Origin of the sequence: Gaoshiqia hydrogeniformans (assembly GCF_049347105.1) — a bacterium.
GTDB lineage: Bacteria > Bacteroidota > Bacteroidia > Bacteroidales > Prolixibacteraceae > Gaoshiqia > Gaoshiqia hydrogeniformans.
This window is the reverse complement of sequence record NZ_CP186334.1, coordinates 4,762,267-4,784,951: the sequence shown is the minus strand read 5'-3', so window position 1 is coordinate 4,784,951 and position 22,685 is coordinate 4,762,267. Positions and strand designations below refer to the sequence as shown.

General features: G+C 46.3%; 18 protein-coding genes. 14 read left to right on the top strand and 4 right to left on the bottom strand.

Annotated features, from left to right (window positions below; all coding sequences use genetic code 11):
* Positions 1-4: 4 nt before the first annotated feature.
* Positions 5-1,237: a nucleoside recognition domain-containing protein gene (locus ACOIT5_RS19050; RefSeq protein WP_423127758.1), complete on the bottom strand. Its 1,233-nt coding sequence runs from the start codon at positions 1,235-1,237 to the stop codon at positions 5-7.
* A 194-nt stretch (positions 1,238-1,431) separates the two neighbouring features.
* On the opposite strand from ACOIT5_RS19050, the gene ACOIT5_RS19045 reads away from it, so the two are divergent.
* The 3 genes from ACOIT5_RS19045 to ACOIT5_RS19035 are packed head-to-tail and all read left to right on the top strand — an operon-like array spanning position 1,432 to position 3,526.
* On the top strand, positions 1,432-2,139 hold the full coding sequence (locus ACOIT5_RS19045) for a MotA/TolQ/ExbB proton channel family protein (protein ID WP_423127757.1): 708 nt from the start codon (positions 1,432-1,434) through the stop codon (positions 2,137-2,139).
* 5 nt (positions 2,140-2,144) lie between these two features.
* The gene (locus tag ACOIT5_RS19040) at positions 2,145-2,552 is read left to right on the top strand and encodes an ExbD/TolR family protein (protein ID WP_423127756.1); all 408 of its coding nucleotides are present in this window, start codon (positions 2,145-2,147) and stop codon (positions 2,550-2,552) included.
* Positions 2,552-3,526 (top strand): TonB family protein, encoded by a 975-nt coding sequence (locus tag ACOIT5_RS19035; protein WP_423127755.1) that lies wholly within the window; start codon positions 2,552-2,554, stop codon positions 3,524-3,526. Before ACOIT5_RS19040 ends, ACOIT5_RS19035 begins: the two co-directional genes overlap by 1 nt.
* Positions 3,527-3,602: 76 nt before the next feature.
* On the opposite strand, the gene pdxH is transcribed toward ACOIT5_RS19035, so the two are convergent.
* Positions 3,603-4,232, bottom strand: a complete 630-nt coding sequence (gene pdxH / locus ACOIT5_RS19030) for a pyridoxamine 5'-phosphate oxidase (RefSeq protein WP_423127754.1) — start codon at positions 4,230-4,232, stop codon at positions 3,603-3,605.
* 89 nt (positions 4,233-4,321) lie between these two features.
* Here pdxH and ACOIT5_RS19025 point away from each other — a divergent pair, with 89 nt between their 5' ends.
* The 4 genes from ACOIT5_RS19025 to ACOIT5_RS19010 all read left to right on the top strand — a co-directional run bounded on the left by ACOIT5_RS19025 (position 4,322) and on the right by ACOIT5_RS19010 (position 8,841).
* Positions 4,322-4,921 (top strand): thioredoxin family protein, encoded by a 600-nt coding sequence (locus ACOIT5_RS19025; protein WP_423127753.1) that lies wholly within the window; start codon positions 4,322-4,324, stop codon positions 4,919-4,921.
* A 440-nt stretch (positions 4,922-5,361) separates the two neighbouring features.
* A complete protein-coding gene (locus ACOIT5_RS19020; protein ID WP_423127752.1) occupies positions 5,362-6,474 on the top strand; it encodes a GTP-binding protein in 1,113 nt (370 codons plus the stop codon).
* 368 nt (positions 6,475-6,842) lie between these two features.
* The gene (locus tag ACOIT5_RS19015) at positions 6,843-8,435 is read left to right on the top strand and encodes a response regulator (RefSeq protein ID WP_423127751.1); all 1,593 of its coding nucleotides are present in this window, start codon (positions 6,843-6,845) and stop codon (positions 8,433-8,435) included.
* 19 nt (positions 8,436-8,454) lie between these two features.
* Positions 8,455-8,841 (top strand): response regulator, encoded by a 387-nt coding sequence (locus ACOIT5_RS19010; RefSeq protein ID WP_423127750.1) that lies wholly within the window; start codon positions 8,455-8,457, stop codon positions 8,839-8,841.
* 58 nt (positions 8,842-8,899) lie between these two features.
* Here ACOIT5_RS19010 and ACOIT5_RS19005 read toward each other — a convergent pair whose 3' ends face one another.
* Complete coding sequence (locus ACOIT5_RS19005) at positions 8,900-10,030, bottom strand: hypothetical protein (RefSeq protein ID WP_423127749.1); 1,131 nt, start codon at positions 10,028-10,030, stop codon at positions 8,900-8,902.
* A gap of 99 nt (positions 10,031-10,129) precedes the next feature.
* Between ACOIT5_RS19005 and ACOIT5_RS19000 the strand changes: the two genes are divergently transcribed.
* A complete protein-coding gene (locus ACOIT5_RS19000) occupies positions 10,130-12,067 on the top strand; it encodes an OmpA family protein (protein ID WP_423127748.1) in 1,938 nt (645 codons plus the stop codon).
* A gap of 84 nt (positions 12,068-12,151) precedes the next feature.
* Here the strand turns inward: ACOIT5_RS19000 and ACOIT5_RS18995 are convergent, their stop codons facing one another.
* Positions 12,152-13,018, bottom strand: a complete 867-nt coding sequence (locus ACOIT5_RS18995; RefSeq protein ID WP_423127747.1) for an AraC family transcriptional regulator — start codon at positions 13,016-13,018, stop codon at positions 12,152-12,154.
* Positions 13,019-13,163: 145 nt separating this feature from the next.
* Here ACOIT5_RS18995 and rhaT point away from each other — a divergent pair, with 145 nt between their 5' ends.
* The 6 genes from rhaT to ACOIT5_RS18965 are packed head-to-tail and all read left to right on the top strand — an operon-like array spanning position 13,164 to position 22,616.
* On the top strand, positions 13,164-14,216 hold the full coding sequence (gene rhaT, locus ACOIT5_RS18990; RefSeq protein ID WP_423127746.1) for an L-rhamnose/proton symporter RhaT: 1,053 nt from the start codon (positions 13,164-13,166) through the stop codon (positions 14,214-14,216).
* A 36-nt stretch (positions 14,217-14,252) separates the two neighbouring features.
* Positions 14,253-16,955 (top strand): alpha-L-rhamnosidase, encoded by a 2,703-nt coding sequence (locus ACOIT5_RS18985; RefSeq protein ID WP_423127745.1) that lies wholly within the window; start codon positions 14,253-14,255, stop codon positions 16,953-16,955.
* Between the two features lie 42 nt (positions 16,956-16,997).
* A complete protein-coding gene (locus ACOIT5_RS18980) occupies positions 16,998-18,218 on the top strand; it encodes a glycosyltransferase WbsX family protein (RefSeq protein ID WP_423127744.1) in 1,221 nt (406 codons plus the stop codon).
* 27 nt (positions 18,219-18,245) lie between these two features.
* On the top strand, positions 18,246-18,560 hold the full coding sequence (gene rhaM / locus ACOIT5_RS18975; protein ID WP_423127743.1) for an L-rhamnose mutarotase: 315 nt from the start codon (positions 18,246-18,248) through the stop codon (positions 18,558-18,560).
* Between the two features lie 29 nt (positions 18,561-18,589).
* On the top strand, positions 18,590-21,304 hold the full coding sequence (locus tag ACOIT5_RS18970) for a glycoside hydrolase family 78 protein (protein ID WP_423127742.1): 2,715 nt from the start codon (positions 18,590-18,592) through the stop codon (positions 21,302-21,304).
* Between the two features lie 43 nt (positions 21,305-21,347).
* The gene (locus ACOIT5_RS18965; protein WP_423127741.1) at positions 21,348-22,616 is read left to right on the top strand and encodes an L-rhamnose isomerase; all 1,269 of its coding nucleotides are present in this window, start codon (positions 21,348-21,350) and stop codon (positions 22,614-22,616) included.
* The last annotated feature ends 69 nt before the right edge of the window (positions 22,617-22,685 follow it).

The window sequence follows — 22,685 nt, the reverse complement described above, 5'->3', positions numbered from 1 at the left end:
TTGTTTAATGGAAGAAAAGATAAGCCATTAAAATGGCGGCAATAATACCCGTGAAATCGGCAATGAGGCCGCATACCAGGGCATGGCGGGTTTTCTTTATTCCCACCGAACCAAAATAAACAGCCAGAATATAAAAGGTCGTGTCAGTCGCTCCCTGAACTGTACTGGCAACACGTCCCACAAACGAATCAGCCCCGTAGGTGTTCATGGCGTCGATCATCATTCCCCGGGCGCCGCTGCCGCTTAAGGGTTTCATAAATGCCGTGGGCAAGGCTTCAATAAAATCGGTATTGATGTCCAATCGGGTCAGCACCCAGGCAATGCTGTCGGTAAGCCAAACCATCGCTCCCGAAGCTCTGAAAACACCAATGGCCACCAAAATCGCAATCAGGTAGGGGATGATCTTCACTGCCACCTTAAACCCGTCTTTTGCCCCGTCAATAAAGGTTTCGTATATGTTTATTTTTTTGCGTAAACCCAGAAGAATAAAAAAGATGATGACCGAAAACAGGATCAGGTTACTGGCTACAGTCGAAATCAGGGTAATTTGCTCTTTGCCAAGGCTTGAAAAATACCAGATAATACCGATAATCAGCGCTGTAACTCCACCCATGTACGAAAGGATGGTTTTATCGAGCAGGTTTATTTTTTGATAATAGGCCACCGAAATCAGTCCGGCGAGGGTTGAGAAGAACGTGGCCAACATGATGGGAATAAAAATGTCGCTTGGATTAACGGCTCCCAGTTGCGCCCGGTAAACCATGATGCTGATGGGCAAAAGCGTCAACCCGGAAGTGTTCAGCACCAAAAACATGATTTGGGCATTGGACGCTTCCTCTTTGTTGGGATTTGTTTCCTGTAGTTCCTGCATGGCTTTTAATCCCATGGGGGTGGCCGCATTGTCGAGGTTAAGCATGTTGGCGGCAATATTCATCATGATTGACGCCTGGGCCGGATGATTTTCTCCCAGTTCGGGAAACAGCTTTTTGAAGAAAGGCCCGACAATGCGCGAAAATACCCGGACGACTCCGCCGTCTTCGCCAATCTTCATGATCCCCATCCAAAGGGTTAATACCCCGGTTAGCCCCAGCGAGATTTCGAAACCGGTTTTGGCCATATCAAAAGTTGATTCCATCATTGCCGGGAAAATGTTGGTATCTCCCATAAAAATCAACTTGACCAGGCCGACAACGAAAGCAACTAAAAAGAAAAATATCCAGATGTAGTTTAAAGCCATAACCAAATAATAAACGGATAACAAAATGTGAAACTACAAAAAACGGACGACATAAACTTCGGTAAAAAATGATATATTCGCCCTCAATGGGTGATTTGGGAAGATTCACGGTTCAAATTATTCCTTATTTTTGCGAAGGATAATATTATTGGTTATCCCCCCGTTTTTTTAATGTTCTTCATAAAAACAGATCTATGCTAAACAACATTTTATTACAAGCAGGAACACAGGTGGCCGAAGGCGCCGGCGAAATGGCCAGGAATGCAGCACAGGAAGGAATTGTAACCCGTTTTTTTGATTTGGCGCTAAAGGGTGGCTGGATTATGATCCCGATTGTCGCTTTGTCGCTGGTGGCTGTGTTTATCTTTTTCGACCGGTATTTTGCTGTTAAAAGAGCCTCAAAAGTTGATCATTCACTTTTGGAAAGGGTAAAAGATTATATATTGCAGGGAAAGATTGATTCGGCACTGGCTATGGCCCGTTCGCAGGATAACCCGACAGCGCGGATGATTGAAAAAGGCATTACCCGCATTGGCCGCCCGATGTCTGATGTGAATGCAACCATTGAAATTGTAGGTAACCTGGAGATCGCAAAGCTGGAAAAAGGCTTGCCTGTGTTGGCCAGCGTAGCCGGCGGCGCCCCGATGATCGGCTTTCTGGGAACAGTCATGGGGATGATCCAGGCATTTTACGATATGGCCAATGCCGGGAATAATATTGATGTGACCCTGCTTTCGTCCGGCATCTATCAGGCAATGGTAACCACGGTTGCCGGTCTGATCGTGGGTATTGTCGCGTACTTTGCGTATAACATCCTGGTTTCGAATATCGAAAAAGTTGTTTTCAAAATGGAGGCAGCGACTTCCGAATTCCTTGATTTGTTGAATGAACCTGCAAAATAAACGCAATGGCATTTAAACGTAGAAATAAAGTAGACGCCAGTTTTAGCATGTCCTCCATGACCGACATCGTGTTTTTGCTGTTGATCTTTTTCATGGTCACTTCGACACTGATTGCACCCAACGCCCTGAAATTGCTCTTGCCGCAGAGCAGTAACCAAACTGCAGCAAAACCCATCTCGAGCATTTCCATTACGGCCGACCTGAAATATTTCATCAACGTCGACGGTCAGTTAAAACGTGTGGCTTTTCACGAAATAGAACCGGCCTTGCTCAGCAGTATTGGAGATAATCCTGAGGCCTATGTATCGCTTCATGCTGATAAGTCGGTGCCGGTTGAGCAAGTGGTAAAAATTATGAATATTGCCAAACGGCACAAATATAAAATGATACTTGCTACGGCGCCCGAGAACTAATGAGTTACTATTCAGAACATAAAGAAGGATTTTGGGGGACGGTCGTTGTTCATGCAATTGTTCTGATCCTCTTGTTTTTTCTGTATTTCTTTACCCCGCTGCCCTTACCGGGAGAGGAAGGAATTCTGGTGAACTTTGGCGATTCGGAGCAAGGCGCAGGCCGGGAAGAACCGGCCCCGGCCCGGCGGCCGGAAAGTACGCCTGTGGTTGAAGACCGCAGGCAGGCGGTTAGCCCGCCGCCACCAGCGGTTCAGCAAACGCCGCCGCCGGCTCAGGCCCGGGAAGAGGTGATGACCCAGGATTTTGAGCAAACGGTAGCCCTGGAAGCGGCAAAAAAGAAAAAGGAAGAAGAAGCGAAGAAAAAACAGGAAGAACTGGACCGGCAAAAAAGGCTGGAGGATCAAAAGAAACAGCAGGAACTCGACCGGCAAAAACAAGCTGAGTTGGAAAAGCAGCGGCAAGCAGCGCTTGAACGGCAACGGCAGGAAGAAGAACGTTTACGCAAAGAAGCGGAACAAAAACGGATTGCCGAAATTAACTCGCGCGCAGCCAATGCCTTTGGGGCAGGCGGCGCCGGTACCAGCACAACGAGTACCGGGCAGGGCGTGACCTTTCCCGGCGGAAACCAGGGAAGCCCGACCGGGGTCGCCGGGGCCGATAATTACGGTAGCGGCGGAAGCGGAAGCGGTAATTCAGGAAGCGGACCTTCGTATAGTCTGGCGGGACGAAACGCCTTATCGCTTCCCAAACCCAACTATCCGGGAAATGAAGAAGGTGTCGTTGTGGTAGCGGTTACAGTTGATAAAAACGGCAATGTTACGGCTGCGGAAGCAGGCGTGCAGGGAACAAATACCTACAATGCCAATTTGCTGGCTGCTGCCAAACAAGCGGCTCTGAAAGCAAAGTTTAATGCCGATGCCAATGCAGCAGCTTATCAAAAAGGGACGATTACTTACCGGTTTGTGCTCGATTAAAGGCGGTAAATTTTCTGCAATAGCCATTTAATTACAGGGCCTGTGCCTGAGTTTCCGAATACGATCTGTCCGGCTTTCAGGGCGACAGCCTTTTCACTTTCCACAAGCCATTGGTCAGGTAATACCTGAACCGGTCGTGAAGCCGGTTGGGGCGGCCTTGCCAAAACTCGATCTCGGCGGGTAAAACCAGGTACCCGCCCCAATAGTCAGGTTTTTCAATTTCCTGGTCTTTAAATTTTTCCGAGAAAAAACTGAACTTTTCTTCCAGTTCCTGCCGGTTACTGATCTCAGCGCTTTGATCAGATGCCCAGGCTCCAAGCTGGCTTTCGCGCGGACGCGAACGGAAATAGGCCGCCGAAAGATCCTCGCTGAGCTTGTGAATGGCGCCCTTTACCCTGACCTGCCGTTCCAGTTTTGCCCAGAAAAAATTAAGCGCAACCTGTTGGTTATGATCAAGTTGCCTTCCTTTTTCGCTATTATAGTTGGTGAAAAATACAAAACCGTTTTGGTTTAGTTCTTTCAACAAAACAATCCGCGAATCGGGTTGGTTATCAACACTTGTCGATAAAGTCATTGCCGTTGGTTCATCAAGCTTTTGGCCGATGGCTTCATTTAACCATTGCTGAAATAGTTGAAACGGATGTTTTGTCAGGTCCTTTTCATCCAGTTTAAATTGCCGGTAATTGGTGCGTATATCCCTAAGCATTAACAAATTATTTAAAATTTATTTGGATTAATTCTAAACAACCGAATAAAAACATTTGTTTTTTCAACATAACCAATACAATTCGTACCATGAAAAGTTTACTGTCATTTATTTTTTTGTTTTCAGTGATCTTCTCTTTTGCCGGTAATTCACAGTTGCAGATCGGAGAAAAAGCGAAGTACACTGATGTGAAGATGGAAAGTGTCACGGGAGAAAAAATATCTCTGGACGATCTGAAAAGGGAAAACGGTTTGGTTATGATTTTTTCGTGTAATAACTGTCCGTTTGTCATTGCCTGGGAAGACCGGTATAACGAAATCGGTCAGTGGGCCGGGAAGAATGGAATGGGCGTAGCCTTGCTCAATTCGAACCATCAGAAAAGAGATGGTGAAGATTCCATGCAGGCCATGAAAAAACATGCAAGCGAAAAAAACTACCGGGTTCCATATCTGCTTGACGATGAGAGCCTGATTGCCAATGCCGTAGGCGGACAAACAACGCCTCATGTGTTTGTTTTTGACAAAGATTTTAAGTTGGTATATAAGGGCCTGATTGACGACAATTACAAAAGTGCATCAGACGTTAAGCACAACTACCTGAAAGATGCCATTGAAAGTACTGCTTCCGGCAAAAAAATTGCTGTGGCCGAAACTAAATCCATGGGATGCAGTATCAAACGAAAATTGTAAAACAGTACTGAATGTTCATAAGCCGGATTGGCAGAGATGATAAGTGCGGTTGATTTTGCGGTTTTTGTTGCATCTGGTTTGTGAACATTCTTTAAATTTCAGCATGAGCCGGTTCGCTCCGGTTTTTCCATTCCATATAACCTACTTTCTCTTCTTTTTTTTTATTGGTTATCTGAAATCTGTTAACCATCGTTAACAAAATGCCTTACAGCTACTTGCTCTTTTGGTGTATGTTTACATCAAAAATCAAAATCATGTTATATGGTAGCTGCCAAAACTAAACGCTTCGACCATGAACTTCAAAAAAGGGCCAATCTGTTCAGAACCTTTTCATACGCGGCAGGGGTGCAGACCCTTCACGTTCCTGACCAATTTATTGGAGCCGTTATAACCGGATTGGTCATTTCCTTATCTTCTGAAAGAAAACTAAATTTTAACTCATGAAAACAACTAAACTTATCTTAGTTGGAGGGTTTCTCGGCGCGGGGAAAACAACCCTCTTACGGGAAGCTGCCGGCCGGATCATGAATACGGGCAAACGCGTTGGCTTGGTTACCAACGACCAGGCGCCTGATTTGGTTGATACGGCCATTCTTTCCCGGAACGGCGTAAACGTATCGGAAGTTAGCGGGAGCTGCTTTTGCTGCAACTTTAACGGACTGATTACTGCTATGGAGCAGGTACAGGACCAGACCAAGGCGGATGTGATTATTGCCGAACCGGTGGGAAGTTGTACCGACCTGTCGGCTACCATTTTACAACCGCTTAAACAAAACCTGAAAGGAGAATTGCAGGTTAGTCCGCTGACCGTTCTGGCTGATCCGGTCCAGCTTGCCGACATCCTGAACGGCGGGAATGCCGGTTTGCACCCAAGCGCCGCTTACATCTTCAGGAAACAGTTGGAAGAGAGCGATATCATCCTGATCAGCAAAACCGACCTTCTAAGGGTGGATGAATTGTTTTTGCTGAAAGAAAAGACCAAAATCAGCTTTCCCGGCGCCGAAGTCAGGTCGGTAAGCGCCGTGACCGGTGAAGGTATGGAAGACTGGCTGAATGAGGTATTGACCCGCATTGATGCCGGGCAGCGTCTGGCAGAGGTCAACTACAACATTTATGCCGAAGGGGAGGCTGTCCTGGGATGGCTGAACAGTCACATCGAACTCGAAAGTAAAGGACCCGGAATCGACTGGGATGTGTTTGCCCGAAGCCTTTTAAGCGGGTTAAGCTGCCAATTTGAGAACCATCAGGCGCCCGTAGGGCATGTCAAATTGATTCTGGAATCGGGGAGCCGTTTTCTTCTGGGAAATCTTACAGGAGGGAAAAACACACTAAATTTCAGAGGTTTGGCAGGAAAAGGCCGTCACGCCAGGTTAACCTTGAACGCCCGCGTGGAAATGAGCCATGAAACCCTGGAGAAAATTGTCAGAAAGACGCTTGATATTCACGTTGGAAACGATATTATGGCCTCAGTTGTAAATTTAAGGAGCCTGAGCCCAGGACGCCCCAATCCCACGTATCGCTTTGACTATGTGGTAACAAGGGGAAACAATTAGCTGTAATTCAATATTTTTGATTTCAGCGCTCATGAAAATATTCCGGGTAAAAATCCGATTTTTCAGATATAATCAGGCGACTATTGGTTCAACTTTTTAACATTTTCGAGGGAATTGTTGAAAAATGATCGTTTCTTTTTTGTTTACGGCTGAGGAATCGGTTGTGGAAGAAGCTTTAAAGTGTTATGTTTGTGGGTGCGTAGGTAGGGAAATTTAAGCAACCTTTTTATGGTATATCATTACGGTTGTGCGTAAATATGAATGCCTGATTTTCAAATAAAGCGACAATCAAGCCGAACCTTACCGCGAAGGATGAGTGTATAGCAACTACTTTATATGATGTCTGGTTGTATAATGTTGTATTACAAATGGTAGAAAAAAAGAAGCCTTCGACAATCCTGAGTGTTGTCAGCAACATACAGGATCTTAATCTGACTACCCCAATTATGCAGGAACATGGTTATGTTGTTGATTTTGTCGTTGGCGTTCATTCTGCTATTCTGAAAATAAAATCGAATGCTTATGACCTGATCATCTTTGATGATACTTTTTCTGCCCTCGACGGCTTTGAAGTTGTTCGTCAGGTTAAATTAAGCCCCCGAAACCAGGATACCCCAATCATCATTTTAATCAATCAGCGCGAGGAAGAAGAACGCCTGATCAGCCTGTTTAAACTCGGTTCGGTTGATTACGTGCAAAAACCATTTAAACCCGAGGTATTGCTGGCCAGGGTAGAGTTGCACTTGTCGCTGAAAAAAACACAAACAGAACTCGAAAATGCCAAGAATGTGGCGGAGGAAGCCGCGAAGGCCAAATCGCTGTTCCTGGCCAATATGTCTCACGAAATAAGGACTCCGCTGAACGGAATTGTCGGGATGATTGATATTTTAAGGCAAACCAAACTCGACAAACAGCAGCAGGAATTTCTCGAGATTATCGATATCTCCAGTGAAACCCTGATGATGATTATTAACGATATTCTTGATTTTTCAAAAATTGAGGCGGGTCAGATTTCTTTTGAGCGCATTAAGTTCAATGTCAGGCACGAAATTGATGAAGTTTATAAACTACTGTCATATCGGGCCAGCCAGAAAAGCCTGGAGTTTACGGTCCGTATCAACGAAAACATTCCCGAATTGGTGTTAGGCGATCCGCTTCGCTTAAAGCAAATCCTGATTAACCTGATTAACAATGCCATTAAATTTACCGAAGAAGGATCTGTCCGACTTCGGGTTACGCTGGATAAGGATCTTGTTCAAAAGTGCCGGCTTCGCTTTGAGGTGACTGATACCGGGATCGGAATTTCTGTTGAGAATCAGAAAAAATTGTTTAAGCTGTTCTCGCAGGCCGATAGCTCGACAACCCGGAAATTCGGAGGTACCGGTCTCGGCTTGGTTATTTCAAAACGCTTGGCCAATATGATGAACGGCGAAATTGGCGTTGACAGCGAAGAGGGGAAAGGCTCATTATTCTGGTTTACAGCCATTTTTGATAAAACATCTGCCATTTCGGTTGTCGACGATCTGGAACGCGTAAACGACCTGAATATGGCCTCTCCCGATGATTCGCGGGAACTGAATATTTTGCTGGCCGAAGACAATATCATTAATCAAAAGGTGTCTGCTTTAACCATTCGTAAACTGGGCCACCAGGTACAACTGGCGTCCAATGGAATTACGGCGGTTAAACTTTTTGTGAAAAACAGTTTCGACCTGATCCTGATGGATATTCAGATGCCGGGAATGAACGGGTTGGATGCCACACGCGAAATCCGGCGTATTGAGAACGAAAAAGGAGTGACAGACCCCATTCCGATTATTGCTATGACGGCCAATAATTATAAGGAAGATATAGATGAATTTCTGGCTGACGGAATGACCGATCATTTGGGAAAACCATTTAAACCCGCAGAGCTGGCAGGTATTATTGAGAAGAATGTGCGGAAAAAGGTAATTACTTAAACCTCGCAAAAACAAACGTATGGGCAGCTTAAATTATGATTTAACCGGGCGGAAAATTCTTGTTGTGGAAGACAATGATACCAGTCGTTATTATTATCAGGTTGCTCTGACTAAGAGTCACGCCAACACCCTGTGGGCTAAAAACGGGATTGAAGCCTTAAGCCTTTTTGAGCACAACCCGGATATCGATCTGGTTCTGATGGATTTAAATATGCCCGAGATGGATGGTTACGAGGCAACACGGCTCATTAAGAAACTGAAACCTGGTATCCCGGTAATCGTGCAAAGCGCCTTCATCCTTTCGGGCGAAGAAACGAAAAGCTATGAAGCCGGATGTGATGAGTTTTTGGCCAAACCGGTACGGTTGAAGTTATTGATGGAGGCCATCGGGCGTTATTTAAAATAGTTCGAGGTAGGCGCCAAAGGGGCTGTCGGGTTGTGGAGAACTCAGGGCAAAAAATCCTTTACGAAGATGATGATCTGCTTTTACCGGCGGATTTTTTTTTTGCCTGTTCCGGCGCGAATTCGTGAAAAGACAAGCCGGGACGATACCAGGTCCGAAAATAACCCCGCGATTCGGGGTGAATGTATTTTTCAATGGATTTACTGACTGTCCCCATGGTACTGCGGGCGTTAATCTCGAGACAGGGATGTATTTTCAGTTCGTTTTCGTCCCGGTAGAGCATGGCGTCGATACCCAAATAACCCGTATAGGTTTCGGCATAAAGCGATTGACAAAGTTCGTTTTGTAAACATTCGGCGGTTTCATCAAGCAGGGCCATCGGTACCCGAAGCTGTTCACCGGCGGCAAAATGCAGGTGATGTCCCTGATACTGGCCATTTGTATTGGTGATAAAGTAGCTGGTTCCCAGGTAATCAACCTGTTTTTCTTTTCCGATTTTAAATTGAAAAGAAATATCCAGTATCTTGTTATACCATTTTTCAGCAACCAGGTAATGTTGTTGTTTTAAGTTCGTTTCAATCCACTGTTTGTTCGAAACGGAAAGGCTTTTTTTTCGGATAACCTGCAATCCCCGTCCGCTCGACGACAGCGGCGCTTTTATCACCAGCATGTCCCATTTCTGAAGGCAGTGCTCTATTTCGGCAACGCTTTTAACAATCAAAGGCAGTTCTTCCGGTTTCGGAAACAGGTCGTTCCTGTAACGACGGATGATTTGCTTAAGAAACCGAACTGATGTTTCGCGTTCATACAGTTTTTTCATGTCCGGCAACCAGTCTGTAGCTGCATACCGGTTCAGAAACTGAAAATAATACGATTCTGCCGGACTCATGCCCCACGGGTTGATACGGATGATGTTGCAATCCCGCTTTTCCAACTCGGCCGGAATATCCTGTTTTTGAAGAAAAACCGGGCAAGGAAAAGCATATTCCCACAGCTGTTCGGTAAACCGGTCGGATACCGGTATCTCTTTTATAATCAAATCATTGTTGTTACTCAAAAACAACATTACAGGAGCCAGTTCTTCCTCAAAGCGGCGAAGAAGGGCAGGGGCAGTGTAATAAGGAGAACCATTGGCAACAGCCAATTCGCAGGTCGGATTAAAATGAAAAACAGAAACCGGTTTACTTTTCAATTTTTTTTCGTCAAAAATACAACTATTCTTTATATTTGTTAATCAGCAGATTGGTTGAGATGCACCGGGGGCTAATTCATTTGAAAATTTCAATTTAAGATGAAACACAGTTTATTCTATCTATTTCTCTTATTCGGTTCGTTTGTTTCCGGCCAGGATCTGTCTTCGTCCAATAAAAAAGCAGTCAAGCTGTTCAATGAGGGAAGGACTTATTATGAATCGAGAGAAAACGAAAAGGCCATGGAAAAGCTGCAGGGCGCGATTAAAGAAGACGGAGCTTTTGCTGATGCCTACCTCTTGCTTGCTGATGTTTACGGCGAGATGGATTCTGTTTTGTTGCAAATACAGATGCTTGAACAGGCAATTTCACTGATTCCGGATAAATACCCCAAAGCCTATTATGTGATGGGAAACGCCTGTTACCGGGCAGGAAGTTATCAGAAAGCCAAAGATGCCTATTTGCAATACCTGGAGATGCCCTTCAACAGTAACTTAAGTTCAAAAGCCAAAGAACGGGTTGAACGCTGTGATTTTGCTTTGAATATGTTAAGGTCGCCAAAATCGTTTAATGCCAAAAATTTAGGCGACGCCATCAATACCGAATTTGATGAATACTGGCCATCTTTAACAATTGACGGGAGTACCGTTATTTTTACCCGGCTCATTCCGGTGGATTATCCGGTTAACGAGCTGTTGCCCCGTTTTCAGGAAGATTTTTTTGAATCGCGAAAAGTAAAGGGGGAATGGCAGCCCGCCGAACCGATCCTTTCGATTAATACCATGCAGAACGAGGGCGCGCAGAGTATATCGGCTGACGGGAAGCTGATTTTCTTTACCGCCTGCAACCGTCCTGACGGTTATGGCAGTTGTGATATTTATTTTTCCCGGAACATTGGAGGTGTCTGGTCGAAACCACAAAATGCAGGAACTCCTGTAAATTCGGGCGCCTGGGAATCGCAACCCTCTGTTTCGGCTAACGGCGAATACCTCTATTTTGTGAGTAACCGGAAAAACGGGAAAGGCGGAATGGATATCTGGCGTTGTCGTTTGGACGGATTCACCGAAACCGGAAAGGCCAAATGGGGAAAACTTCAAAACCTGGGCGATTCGATTAATACCCCCGGCGACGAAATGTCGCCCTTTATTCATCCCGATGGGCAAACGCTTTATTTTGCTTCTGATTACTGGCCGGGAATGGGACGGGCCGATATTTTTTACAGCCGGGTGAAAAACGATTCTGTCTGGCATCAACCGGTTAACCTCGGATATCCCATCAATACCCATAAAGATGAGCAGGGACTAATTGTTGATGCAAGTGGAAAAAATGCCTACTATTCCTCCGATCGTCCCGGATCGAAAGGGGTTGATATCTACCGATTCGAGCTGTATCCCGAGGTCAGACCGACGCCGGTGTCATACATCAAAGGGCGGGTGATTGATTTTGAAACCGGAAAGCCCTTGTGTTCCATCGTTGAGTTGGTGGATATTGAGAAAGACCAGGTGGCGGTTAAAACGGAATCATGCATTGAGCCGGGCGAGTTTTTAATGTGCCTGCCGCTCGGAAAAGAATACGCGTTTAACGTTTCGCGCGAAGGCTATTTGTTTTTTTCCGAAAATTTTTCACTGAGGAAAGTCCGGAATGCCGATGATCCTGTAATCATGGAAATTCCCCTGAAAAAAATTGAAATGGGAGGTTCAACCGTGTTACGCAATATCTTTTTTGAAACCGACTCATACGAATTACTTGATCAGTCGAAAACAGAACTTTCCCGTTTAATTAGTTTTCTGCGGAAAAACCCGGCCCTCGAAATTGAAATTGGCGGACATACGGATAATGTCGGCGGCGACGAATATAACATCAACTTGTCGGAAAAAAGGGCCGAAGCCGTCTTTCAGTATCTTGTTGATGCCGGAATTGCTGAAATGCGCCTGAGCTATAAAGGATACGGCAAGTCGCAACCGCTTGAGTCAAACGATCGGGCGGAGGGACGTTCCCGGAACCGGCGTACCGAGTTTAAAATCATCGGGATGAAATAGATGACGGTGGTTACTCTCTAATTACCGGTTACCGGAAACAGAAGGGTGTTATCCCGGTTTAAATGATATCTGCCTAAATGTGCGTTAACTTCTGAATTCGGAGGGATTGATACCGACTTTGTTTTTGAAAATCCGGCTAAAGTAATGAATGGACTGGAATCCAAGCTCAAAGCTGATTTCCTTAATGCTTTTATCCGTTGACAGTAATAATTCTTTAGACCGCATGATTTTTAGTTCCAGGTGGTATTGGTGGGGGGCAATCCCGGTATAACTTTTAAACATCTTCCGGAAGTAGGAATAGCCAATGTGGTGATCGCGGGCAATCTGTTCCAGGTCGATTTGCCGGTCAATCTCAGCGCGCATTTTAAAGCGGGCTTCTTCTATGATATTGACAATCCGTTTCCCGGTAAACTCTTTCTGCATTTCAACAGAGAGCAGGTAACCGAGCAGTTTCACCACCATGCCTGATGCCACTTGCTGAAAACCGGGTTTTTCATCGTTTACCAGGCTGAAGATTTTCAGATAAGTGTCCAGTATTTCTTCGCGGATGCCAATGTGAATGACTGGCTGCCGGGACGAAAACAAGCTATGTGACAGAAACTGATCAGCAATTTGCCCGTTAAAACCGATGTAGCGTTCTTTCCAACCTGTGCTTTTCAAGGGTTTGTACCGGTGCCAAACACCAGGCGCTGTGATCATGACACTTCCCGGTTTTATCTGAAACCGTCCGTATTCATTTTCAAGAATACCTTTCCCATCGGTGATATAATTAATTTGATATTCGTTTAAAATCCTTCCTTGTTGCCAGTTGAAATGATAACCGGTCGGGTGTTTGGGCGAAGGATAGATACTTTTGGGCAATACCAGTGAAGAGCCGGCAACATTCAGGTAAATGCCCCAGTCTTTGTCGCGTTCGCCGGGTGTCAGGTATTTTAAAAAATCGTCATTCATTTTTGTATCAAAAAGTGCAAATAATCGATCAAAATGTGTATTGATAAAGGCTAAATATCAACCTATTTTTGATTCTCGGTGTAAAATAAATTCAAACCAAAATTATCAAATAATCAATAGTAAACCTGATTAATCTAATTAAACTATGCAAGCAATTTTAGGAATTATCTTTCACTCGATCGGAGGTTTTGCATCCGGCAGTTTTTACATGCCTTTTAATAAGGTGAAAGGATGGGCCTGGGAAAGTTACTGGATTATTGGAGGACTTTTCTCCTGGCTGATTGTGCCGCCAATCGCCGCGTACTTAACTGTCCCCGGATTTGCAGACATCATTGTGGCCACAGCGAGGCCAATTTTATTACTTACATTTTTAATGGGCTTGCTTTGGGGCGTTGGCGGCTTAACTTATGGCCTGGGCGTGCGTTACCTCGGAATGTCGTTGGGTAACTCAGTCACTCTCGGTTTTTGTGCTGCTTTTGGCGCTATTGTGCCTTCAATTTATTACAATTTCAATCCTACTGAAGGAAAAATTTCGTTTACCGACATGCTGGCTACGCCGGGCGGAAAACTCGTTTTATTGGGTGTTTTGGTTTGTTTGGCCGGGATTGCCGTTTCGGGTTGGGCAGGAATGATGAAAGAAGGCGATATTTCGGAAGAGGAAAGTAAAAAGAGTGTAGCTGAGTTCAGCCTGGTTAAGGGTTTGATCATCGCGATCATTTCCGGTATTCTGAGTTCGTTTTTTAACTTCGGCATCGAAGCCGGAAAATCGATGGCCGATGCTGCCGTCGTTGCCGGTTATAACCCCTTGTTTCAGAACAACGTGACATTTGTTGTGATTTTGTGGGGAGGGCTGACCACCAACTTCATCTGGACTGCCATTTTAACGATGAAGAATAAAACCTATGGCGATTTTGTCAATACCTCGACCCCGATTGCCCGTAATATCCTGTTTTCGGCCCTGGCCGGAACAACCTGGTTTATGCAGTTTTTCTTCTACGGAATGGGGGAGAGTAAATTGGGCAACGGCGCAAGCTCGTGGATCCTTCATATGTCAACCATCATTCTGACGGCCAATATGTGGGGAATTGTCCGTAAAGAATGGAACGGAACTTCTAAAAAAACGAAAGCGACCATCATTACCGGGATTAGTGTTATTATCCTGTCGGTATTCCTGGTTGGTATTGGCAATTCCATGTAGTAACCGGTCTGAACCTAATCCATAAACCAAAATAATATGAACCTGAACAGACTATTTTTATTTGTATTCGTTCTTGTCGCGGCTTTATCATCGGTTTCATGCCGGCACGAAACGAACGACAACGGGCTGCCGACGGAATTGAAGGCCGATTATACGGTGAATCCCTTGGGTATCGACAATCCGGCGCCGCTTTTATCGTGGCGGCTCAACGATGAGCGGATGGGAGCGAGGCAAACCGCATTCCAGGTATTGGTGGCCTCTTCGCCCGGCTTGCTGAGCGACGACCAGGCCGATTTGTGGAACAGCGGTAAGCAGGAAAGTCCTGTCAGCCGGATTCCATACCAGGGCCTTTCGCTTCAATCGTGTAAGCGGTACTACTGGACGGTAAAAGTATGGGACCACGAGGGAAATGCCAGTTCGTTTTCGGAACCGGGCACCTTCGAAACCGCTTATCTGGACCCCTCCGAATGGAAAGGGCAGTGGATTACCAACACCGACGATACGGCTTCGCAACCTGCTCCGTATTTCAGAAAAGAAATAAGAACAAGATCCGGTTTGGTACGGGCTACCGCTTATGTTGCCGGACTGGGTTATCACGAACTGTATGTAAACGATCAAAAAGCAGGGAACAGCTTTCTGGAACCCGGCTACACCCGTTTCGACCGTCGTACGCTTTACCTGACCTACGATATTACCGGTATGTTAACAGACGGGGGGAACGGAATTGGCGTCATCCTGGGCAATGGTTGGTATAATGTCCAGTCAAAAGCAGTATGGTACTTCGAAAAGGCGCCCTGGCGTAAATCGCCCCGGTTGCTGATGGACATTCGTTTGGAATACAACGACGGCTCGGTTGAATTTATATCGACCGACGAAGACTGGAAATGCAGTGAAGGACCCTTACGGTTTAACAGTTTGTATGCCGGCGAAATTTACGATGCCCGTCTCGACCTGGGAAATTGGTCGTTGGCCGGTTACGACGATTCGGGTTGGTCGCCCGTTTTGCTGACCGAATCGCCGGGAGGCGTTTTATCGCCCCAAACAGCGCCGTCGATCAAAATTGTACGCAGCCTGAAACCGGTAAAAGTACATACCCTAAGCCCCGGAAGTTATGTTTTTGATCTGGGAGAAAACTTTGCCGGCACAGCCCGTCTGAAAATTAAAGGCGAAACAGGCACAAAAGTGACCATGCAGTTTGGCGAACAGGCCAACGAAGACCATTCGGTCGCAATGGAAATTATTGCCCGCCATATGCGGATTGCCAAAGATGCATTGCCTTTTCAAACCGATATCTATTACCTGAAAGGAGGCGAAGCAGAAGAATATACGCCTCGTTTCACCTATCATGGCTACCGGTATGTTCAACTAAATACGGAGCCTGCTGTTGATTTGTCTGAAATCGAAATAGAAGGTCTTTTCTTAAATACCGGTTTTGAAAAAACAGGTGATTTCCGTTGTTCGAACGAGCTGTTTAATAAACTCTACCAGGCAACGATGAACTCGTACTTAAGTAATTTTCACAGTATCCCGACCGACTGTCCGCACCGGGAGAAAAATGGCTGGACGGGCGATGCGCATATTGCCAGCGAGCTGGGTCTGTGGAACTTTAACGGCATGATGCCGTACCGGAAATGGTTGCAGGACCTGCGCGACGAACAGCGTCCGACAGGCGAACTGCCAGGCATTGTGCCCACTTCGGGCTGGGGATATCATTGGGGCAACGGGCCTGCATGGGATAGCGCTTTACCGGTGATTGCCCAAACTTTGTACGAATATTACGGCGATACGACCGTTCTTGCTGAAAATTATGACGCCGTGAAACGTTACGTCGATTACCTGGTAACGCGGGCTGATCACGGAATTCAGCATATTGGACTGGGCGACTGGGTTTCATTGACTAAAACTCCGGTTGAAGTGACTTCGACCGGCTACTACTATTACGATGCGCTGACCCTTTCGAAGATGGCCGGTATCCTTGGAAAAACAGCCGACCGGGAGAAATATGCCGCACTGGCCGAAGAGATTAAAACGGCTTTTAACGACAGGTTCCTGGACCCGGAAACAAACCGTTACCGGGTGCAAACGCAAACTGCGCTGAGTTGTGCCCTGTTTCAGGGACTGGCCCCGGAACAGGCTGTTGAAAATACCGTAAATGACTTGATTGCCAGTATAAATGAGAAGAACGACCATCCTGACTTTGGTTTACTTGGAAGCAAATACGTGTTGAATGTTTTACGCGAACATGGTAAGCATGAGCTGGCTTACAAAATGATCAACCAAAAAGATTTTCCGTCGTGGGGACTTTGGATTGAACTGGGAGCTACAGCCTTATGGGAAGACTGGGATGGACGTGAAGGTTCGCAAAACCATATTTTTTTGGGTGATTTCAGTACCTGGTTTTTCAAAGCGTTGGGCGGCATTCAAATTGATCCGGCCAATCCGGGGTTCAGCCACTTCCGGCTCAACCCGGTATTTCCCGACGAGATTTCATTTGTAGAAACCAGTCATAAATGTTTGCATGGAACGATTGTTTCGAACTGGAAACGAGCTGAAAATAAGGTAGAAATGAATGTTGTTATTCCGCCCAATACGACTTCTGAACTTACGGTTCCGGATGGATATCAGCTTAAAAACCGGACAGATACAAAAGGTCGAAACATCGATTTTGGTTCTGAATCGAATGTGGTAAAACTTGTCTCGGGACAGTATAATCTCGTTCTGGAGAAAACCAAACGATAATGGCCCGGCCAGAACATAGAAATACCATAAAATTGAAGAAAAATGAAACGAATAAATATCACATCCTTAAGAAGGAATAGTTTGTTTGTTTTTTGTTTGACTGTATTTCCCGTTTTCTTCTCGTGTACCTTGTCAGGAGACAAAGGTGCAGCCCCAACGAAAAAAAACAATTATATCGTTGCGGCCTATATTTGGCCTTCATGTCACCACGACGAACGTTTTGGCGACATGTTGTGGCCCGAAGGTGCCGGTGAATGGGAAATCATCAAAAAGGGCAATCCCCGTTTTGACGGGCATTACCAGCCGAGGTTGCCTTTGTGGGGTTACGAAATGGATGATGATCCGCAGGTGATGGAGCGATGGATTGATGTCGCCACCAGCCACGGCGTCAATACCTTTGTGTTCGACTGGTATTGGTTCGGCGACGGCCCGTTTTTGGAAAGTTCACTCAACAATGGTTTCCTGAAGGCAAAAAATAACTCGAAAATGCAGTTCTATATTATGTGGGCCAACCACGATGTAAAGCATAACTACTGGAACGTGCATAAGTATACCGACGATACGTCGTTGCTTTGGACCGGAGTGGTAGATTGGGAGAACTTCAAAATCATCGTTGACCGGGTTATCGAACAATACTTTAAACAGCCCAACTATTTAAAAATCGACGGACAACCGGTGTTTTCTGTTTTCAGTGTCGACAATCTGCTGAAAAGTTTTGGCGGAAGTGTGCACGAAACCCGTAAAGCGCTGGATTATTTCAGGGAAGAAGTCAAAAAGGCCGGATTCCCGGGTTTGCATATTCAATGGAATCAAGGTGGCGGTTCCATCATGTCGAACGAAGCAGCTGCACGCTTTTCTGAAAAAGTAACAGACATGGGGTTTAACAGCGTGGCCATGTATAACATGGGAGGCCTGAATGAAGATTACCTGGTTTACGGCGCCAATTCGATAAAAATAAGGGCACAAATGGATTCGATCCTGGATGTGCCGGTATTTCCCTGTGTTTCTATTGGCTGGGACGATACGCCCAGATTCCCGGCAAAAGGGATCAAAGATGTGGTGCATGATCACAATACGCCCGCCAGCTTTGAAGCCTTGTTAACCAAAGCCAGGGAATATGCCGACAGCCATCCCGAACAGCCCCGGCTGATTACCATCAACGCCTGGAACGAATGGGTTGAAGGCAGTTACCTCCTGCCCGACATGCTTCATGGATTTGGCTACCTGGAAGCGGTAAAAAGGGTGATGTGTGACGAAGACTGAGTTGAATAACTGATAATATTTATAAAAATGAAAAGACTGGCTTTTAAAATGTACCTCAACGAAGGTCAAAAGGCAGAATACAAAAAGCGCCATGATGAAATCTGGCCGGAACTGAAGAAATTATTGAAAAATGCGGGGGTCAGCGAATATTCGATCTTTCTGGATGAAGAAACCAACACCCTGTTTGCATTTCAGAAAGTAAGCGGGGAGGGTGGTTCACAAGATCTGGGAAAAACGGAGATCGTTCAGAAATGGTGGGCCTATATGGCCGATATTATGAAGACAAAACCGGATCATTCGCCGGTTACCATTCCCTTGGAAGAAGTATTTTATATGGAATAAACTAAACCAATCCTAACAAAATGAAACAAATGAATCATCTTTTTCGATTTTTCCTGACATTGTCCCTGGCAACCGGCTTGTTCTTTTCGGTTTCAGCAAAAAATACGGTTGGAAAACTGATTTGCGAATACCTCGTCAATCCGGTTGGTATTGAAGTTCAAAACCCCCGGCTTAGCTGGCAAATTCAGTCCGATGGTCAAAACGTGATACAAACTGCTTATGAAATCAGAGTCACTGATCCGAAAGGCAACCTGATCTGGAATTCCGGGAAAGTTGAATCGGATCAATCGGTCAATGTTGAATATGGCGGCCCGGCGCTGAAATCGATGCAACGGGCGTACTGGCAAGTGCGCATCTGGGATAAACAGCATAAAGCGACCGCCTGGAGCGCCCCGGCATACTGGGAAACGGGGATTCTTTCTCCCGACGAATGGAAAGCTTCCTGGATTTCTATTCCTTCGGAAGTAGAAGTCCGGTCGAAACCCAGTCCTTTCTTTAGAAACGAATTCTCAATCAGTAAAAAAGTGCAGTCGGCCCGCGTTTATGTTACTTCGCTGGGCCTTTATCAACTGTACATGAACGGCCAAAAGGTAAGCAGCGATTTATTCACCCCGGGATGGACCAGCTACAACAAACGGCTTCAATACCAGACTTACGATGTAACGGCATTACTTCAACCTAAAAATGGCTTGGGGGCCATACTGGGCGACGGCTGGTACAGGGGCAATATTGGCTGGGGAAACAAAAATGGCTATTACGGCGATAAAGTTGCCTTGCTGGCCCAGTTGGTTATTACTTACGCCGACGGAACAACGGAAACCATCGCTACCGACCGGAACTGGAAAGTAACTACCGGGCCAATCATTAGCTCAGATATTTACAACGGAGAAACCTACGATGCCCGGCTGGAAATGTCCGGCTGGTCAAGCGCCGGTTTTGACGACAGCAACTGGGGTGAAGTGGCGGTGCCCGACCTGAACAAAAATGTGTTGACTACACCGCAAGGTGTTCCGGTAAGGGCCATACAGGAGATAAAACCCGTTAAGCTGATGACCACTCCCAAAGGTGAAACCGTGTTTGATATGGGCCAGAACATGGTTGGCTGGGTTCGCTTAAACGTGCGGGGAAAAGCCGGCGACCGGGTGGTCATAAAATTTGCGGAAGTACTTGATAAAGAAGGAAATTTTTATACCGACAACCTGCGTTCGGCCAAATGCACCGATGTATACATACTCAAAGGTGGAGCTGAAGAAGTGTATGAACCGCACTTTACGTTTCATGGTTTCAGGTTTGTAAAACTGGAAGAATTTCCGGGAACGCCTTCTTTGGAAAACCTGACCGGCGTAGTCATTCATTCAGACATGCCGCCGACAGGAACATTTGCCTGTTCCGATTCGCTGATCAATCAGTTACAACAAAATATCCAGTGGGGACAACGCGGTAACTTTCTGGATGTGCCGACCGATTGTCCGCAGCGTGACGAACGGCTGGGCTGGACAGGCGATGCCCAGGTTTTTAGCACAACGGCCGCTTTCAACTATGATGTAGCCGGCTTTTATACCAAATGGATGAAAGACCTGGCTGCCGACCAGCTACCCGACGGAAAGGTACCGCATGTTATTCCGGATGTTCTGAAAGGCGATGGCGGTTCTACCGCCTGGGCCGATGCTGCCCTGGTTGTCCCCTGGACGATGTACCTGTCATATGGTGATAAACGTATTCTGGAAGAACAATACCCGAGCATGAAAGCCTGGGTTGACTATATGAAAAACAGGGCAGGAGAGGACTACCTGTGGACCGGGGACCAACATTTCGGCGATTGGCTGGCCTTTGCCAGCGACCGCTCCGACTATACCGGCGCAACAACCGAAAAAGACCTGATTGCCACGGCATACTATTTCTATTCGGCAAAATTGCTGGGCAAAATTGCTTCAATTATCGGAAACACGGCAGATTCGGAAAAATATGCCCTTTTGACCGAGGGAATTAAAAAAGCCTTTAATGCCGAGTTTGTCACGCCAAACGGACGGCTGGCCTCGCATACCCAAACGGCCTATTCGCTGGCGCTTGCCTTCGACCTTCTTCCTGAAAACCTGGTTTCGAAAGCAGCCGCTTTTCTGGCCGAAGATGTCAGGAAGTTTGGCCACCTGACGACCGGATTTGTAGGAACCCCGCTTTTGTGCAAAACCTTGTCGGCTCACGGATACGACGAACTGGCGTTTATGTTGCTCAACCGGAAAGAATATCCATCCTGGTTATACCCGGTCACACAAGGGGCAACAACGATCTGGGAACGCTGGGACGGTCAGAAACCTGACGGTACGTTCCAGAACGTCGGCATGAACAGTTTCAATCACTATGCATACGGTGCCATCGGAGAGTGGATGTACAACCATGTTGCCGGGATTAATATTGACCCGCAGCATCCGGCCTATAAACACATATTGCTGAAACCTCATCCCGGTGGCGGATTGACGAATGCCCGGGCGGACTTCCTGTCCCTGTACGGTCCGGTTAAATCGGCATGGAGCTTTGAAGGCGAAGATTTTATCTACGAGGTAACTATCCCTGCCAATACAACGGCAACCGTGAGCTTGCCGCGGGCAAAAGCCGAAGAGCTAAAGCTGAATGCTTCGCCGTTGAACAGTGAAATGAAAAAAAGAATACAGCAGTCGGCCAATGAACTGGTTATCGAATTAGGCTCAGGAAACTACCGCTTCAGTTATCCTGCAGCCGGATTCTGAATTGTTGATGAAGATACAAAATACACGAATTAAATTGTTTAAGATGAGTAACAAAGAATTGGTTAAAAAGGCTTATGGCATAGCCAAAGAACAGTATGCCGCACTGGGGGTCGATACCGATGCGGTATTAAAACGGATGCGTGAAGTTTCGATTTCACTGCATTGCTGGCAAACCGACGATGTGGGCGGTTTTGAAACTCCCGATGCAACGCTTTCGGGCGGTGGTATTCAGACTACCGGTAACTATCCCGGAAAGGCCGGCAGTATTGCCGAAGTCCGCGCCGACCTGGAAAAAGTATTATCACTTTTACCCGGAAAACAACGCTTGAACCTTCATGCCATTTACGGCGATTTTGGAGGAGAATTGGTCGATCGCGATCAAATAGAGGTCAAACACTACCAGAGTTGGATTGATTGGTGTAAAAAACAGGGAATCGGCATGGATTTCAACGCATCCTGCTTTTCGCATCCCAAAGCGGCCGACGGGTTTACCCTGTCAAGCAAAAATGAGGAAAATCGCCGGTTCTGGGTGGAGCACCTGAAACGTTGCCGCGCTATTTCCGCCGAGATCGGGAAACAACTGAATACGCCATGCGTCCACAACACTTGGATTCCCGACGGATCGAAAGATACGCCGGTCGACCGTAACGGGCATCGCGTATTGCTGAAGAAATCGCTTGACGAAGCGATGGCCGTTGCTTATCCGAAAGAGCAGATGAAGGATGCCGTGGAAAGTAAATTGTTTGGTATCGGAGCCGAATCGATGACGGTAGGCTCACACGATTTCTATCTGGGCTATGCCATCAAAAACAACAAACTCATCTGTCTGGATAACGGACACTTTCATCCAACCGAGCAGGTAGGAGATAAAATCTCGGCTTGTCTGCAATTTGTCGACGAGGTGCTTTTGCATGTAACACGGCCTATTCGCTGGGATTCAGACCATGTGGTTACGCTCAATGAAGACGTACAACTGATCGCTTCCGAGATTGTCCGGAACAATTATTTGAACCGTGTTAATATTGGCTTAGACTTCTTCGATGCGTCGATTAATCGTATCGGCGCCTATGTAACCGGGACCCGTGCGGCACAAAAAGCATTTATGATTGCCCTGCTGGAACCAACAAAAACCCTGGTTGAATTGGAAGAAGCCGGGAAAAACTTCGAACGGCTGGCCACGCTCGAAGAATTAAAAACGATGCCGTTCAGCGCAGTATGGGATTATTACTGTTTACAGGAAAATGTTCCGGTGGGTATGGAGTATATTGCTGAAATTCAACAGTACGAAAAAGAGGTATTGAGCAAACGATAGTCGGTTAAAAGATCGGCACGGGATACAAAATGCCGGATACCGGGCGATGGATTTGGCCTGGTATCCCGG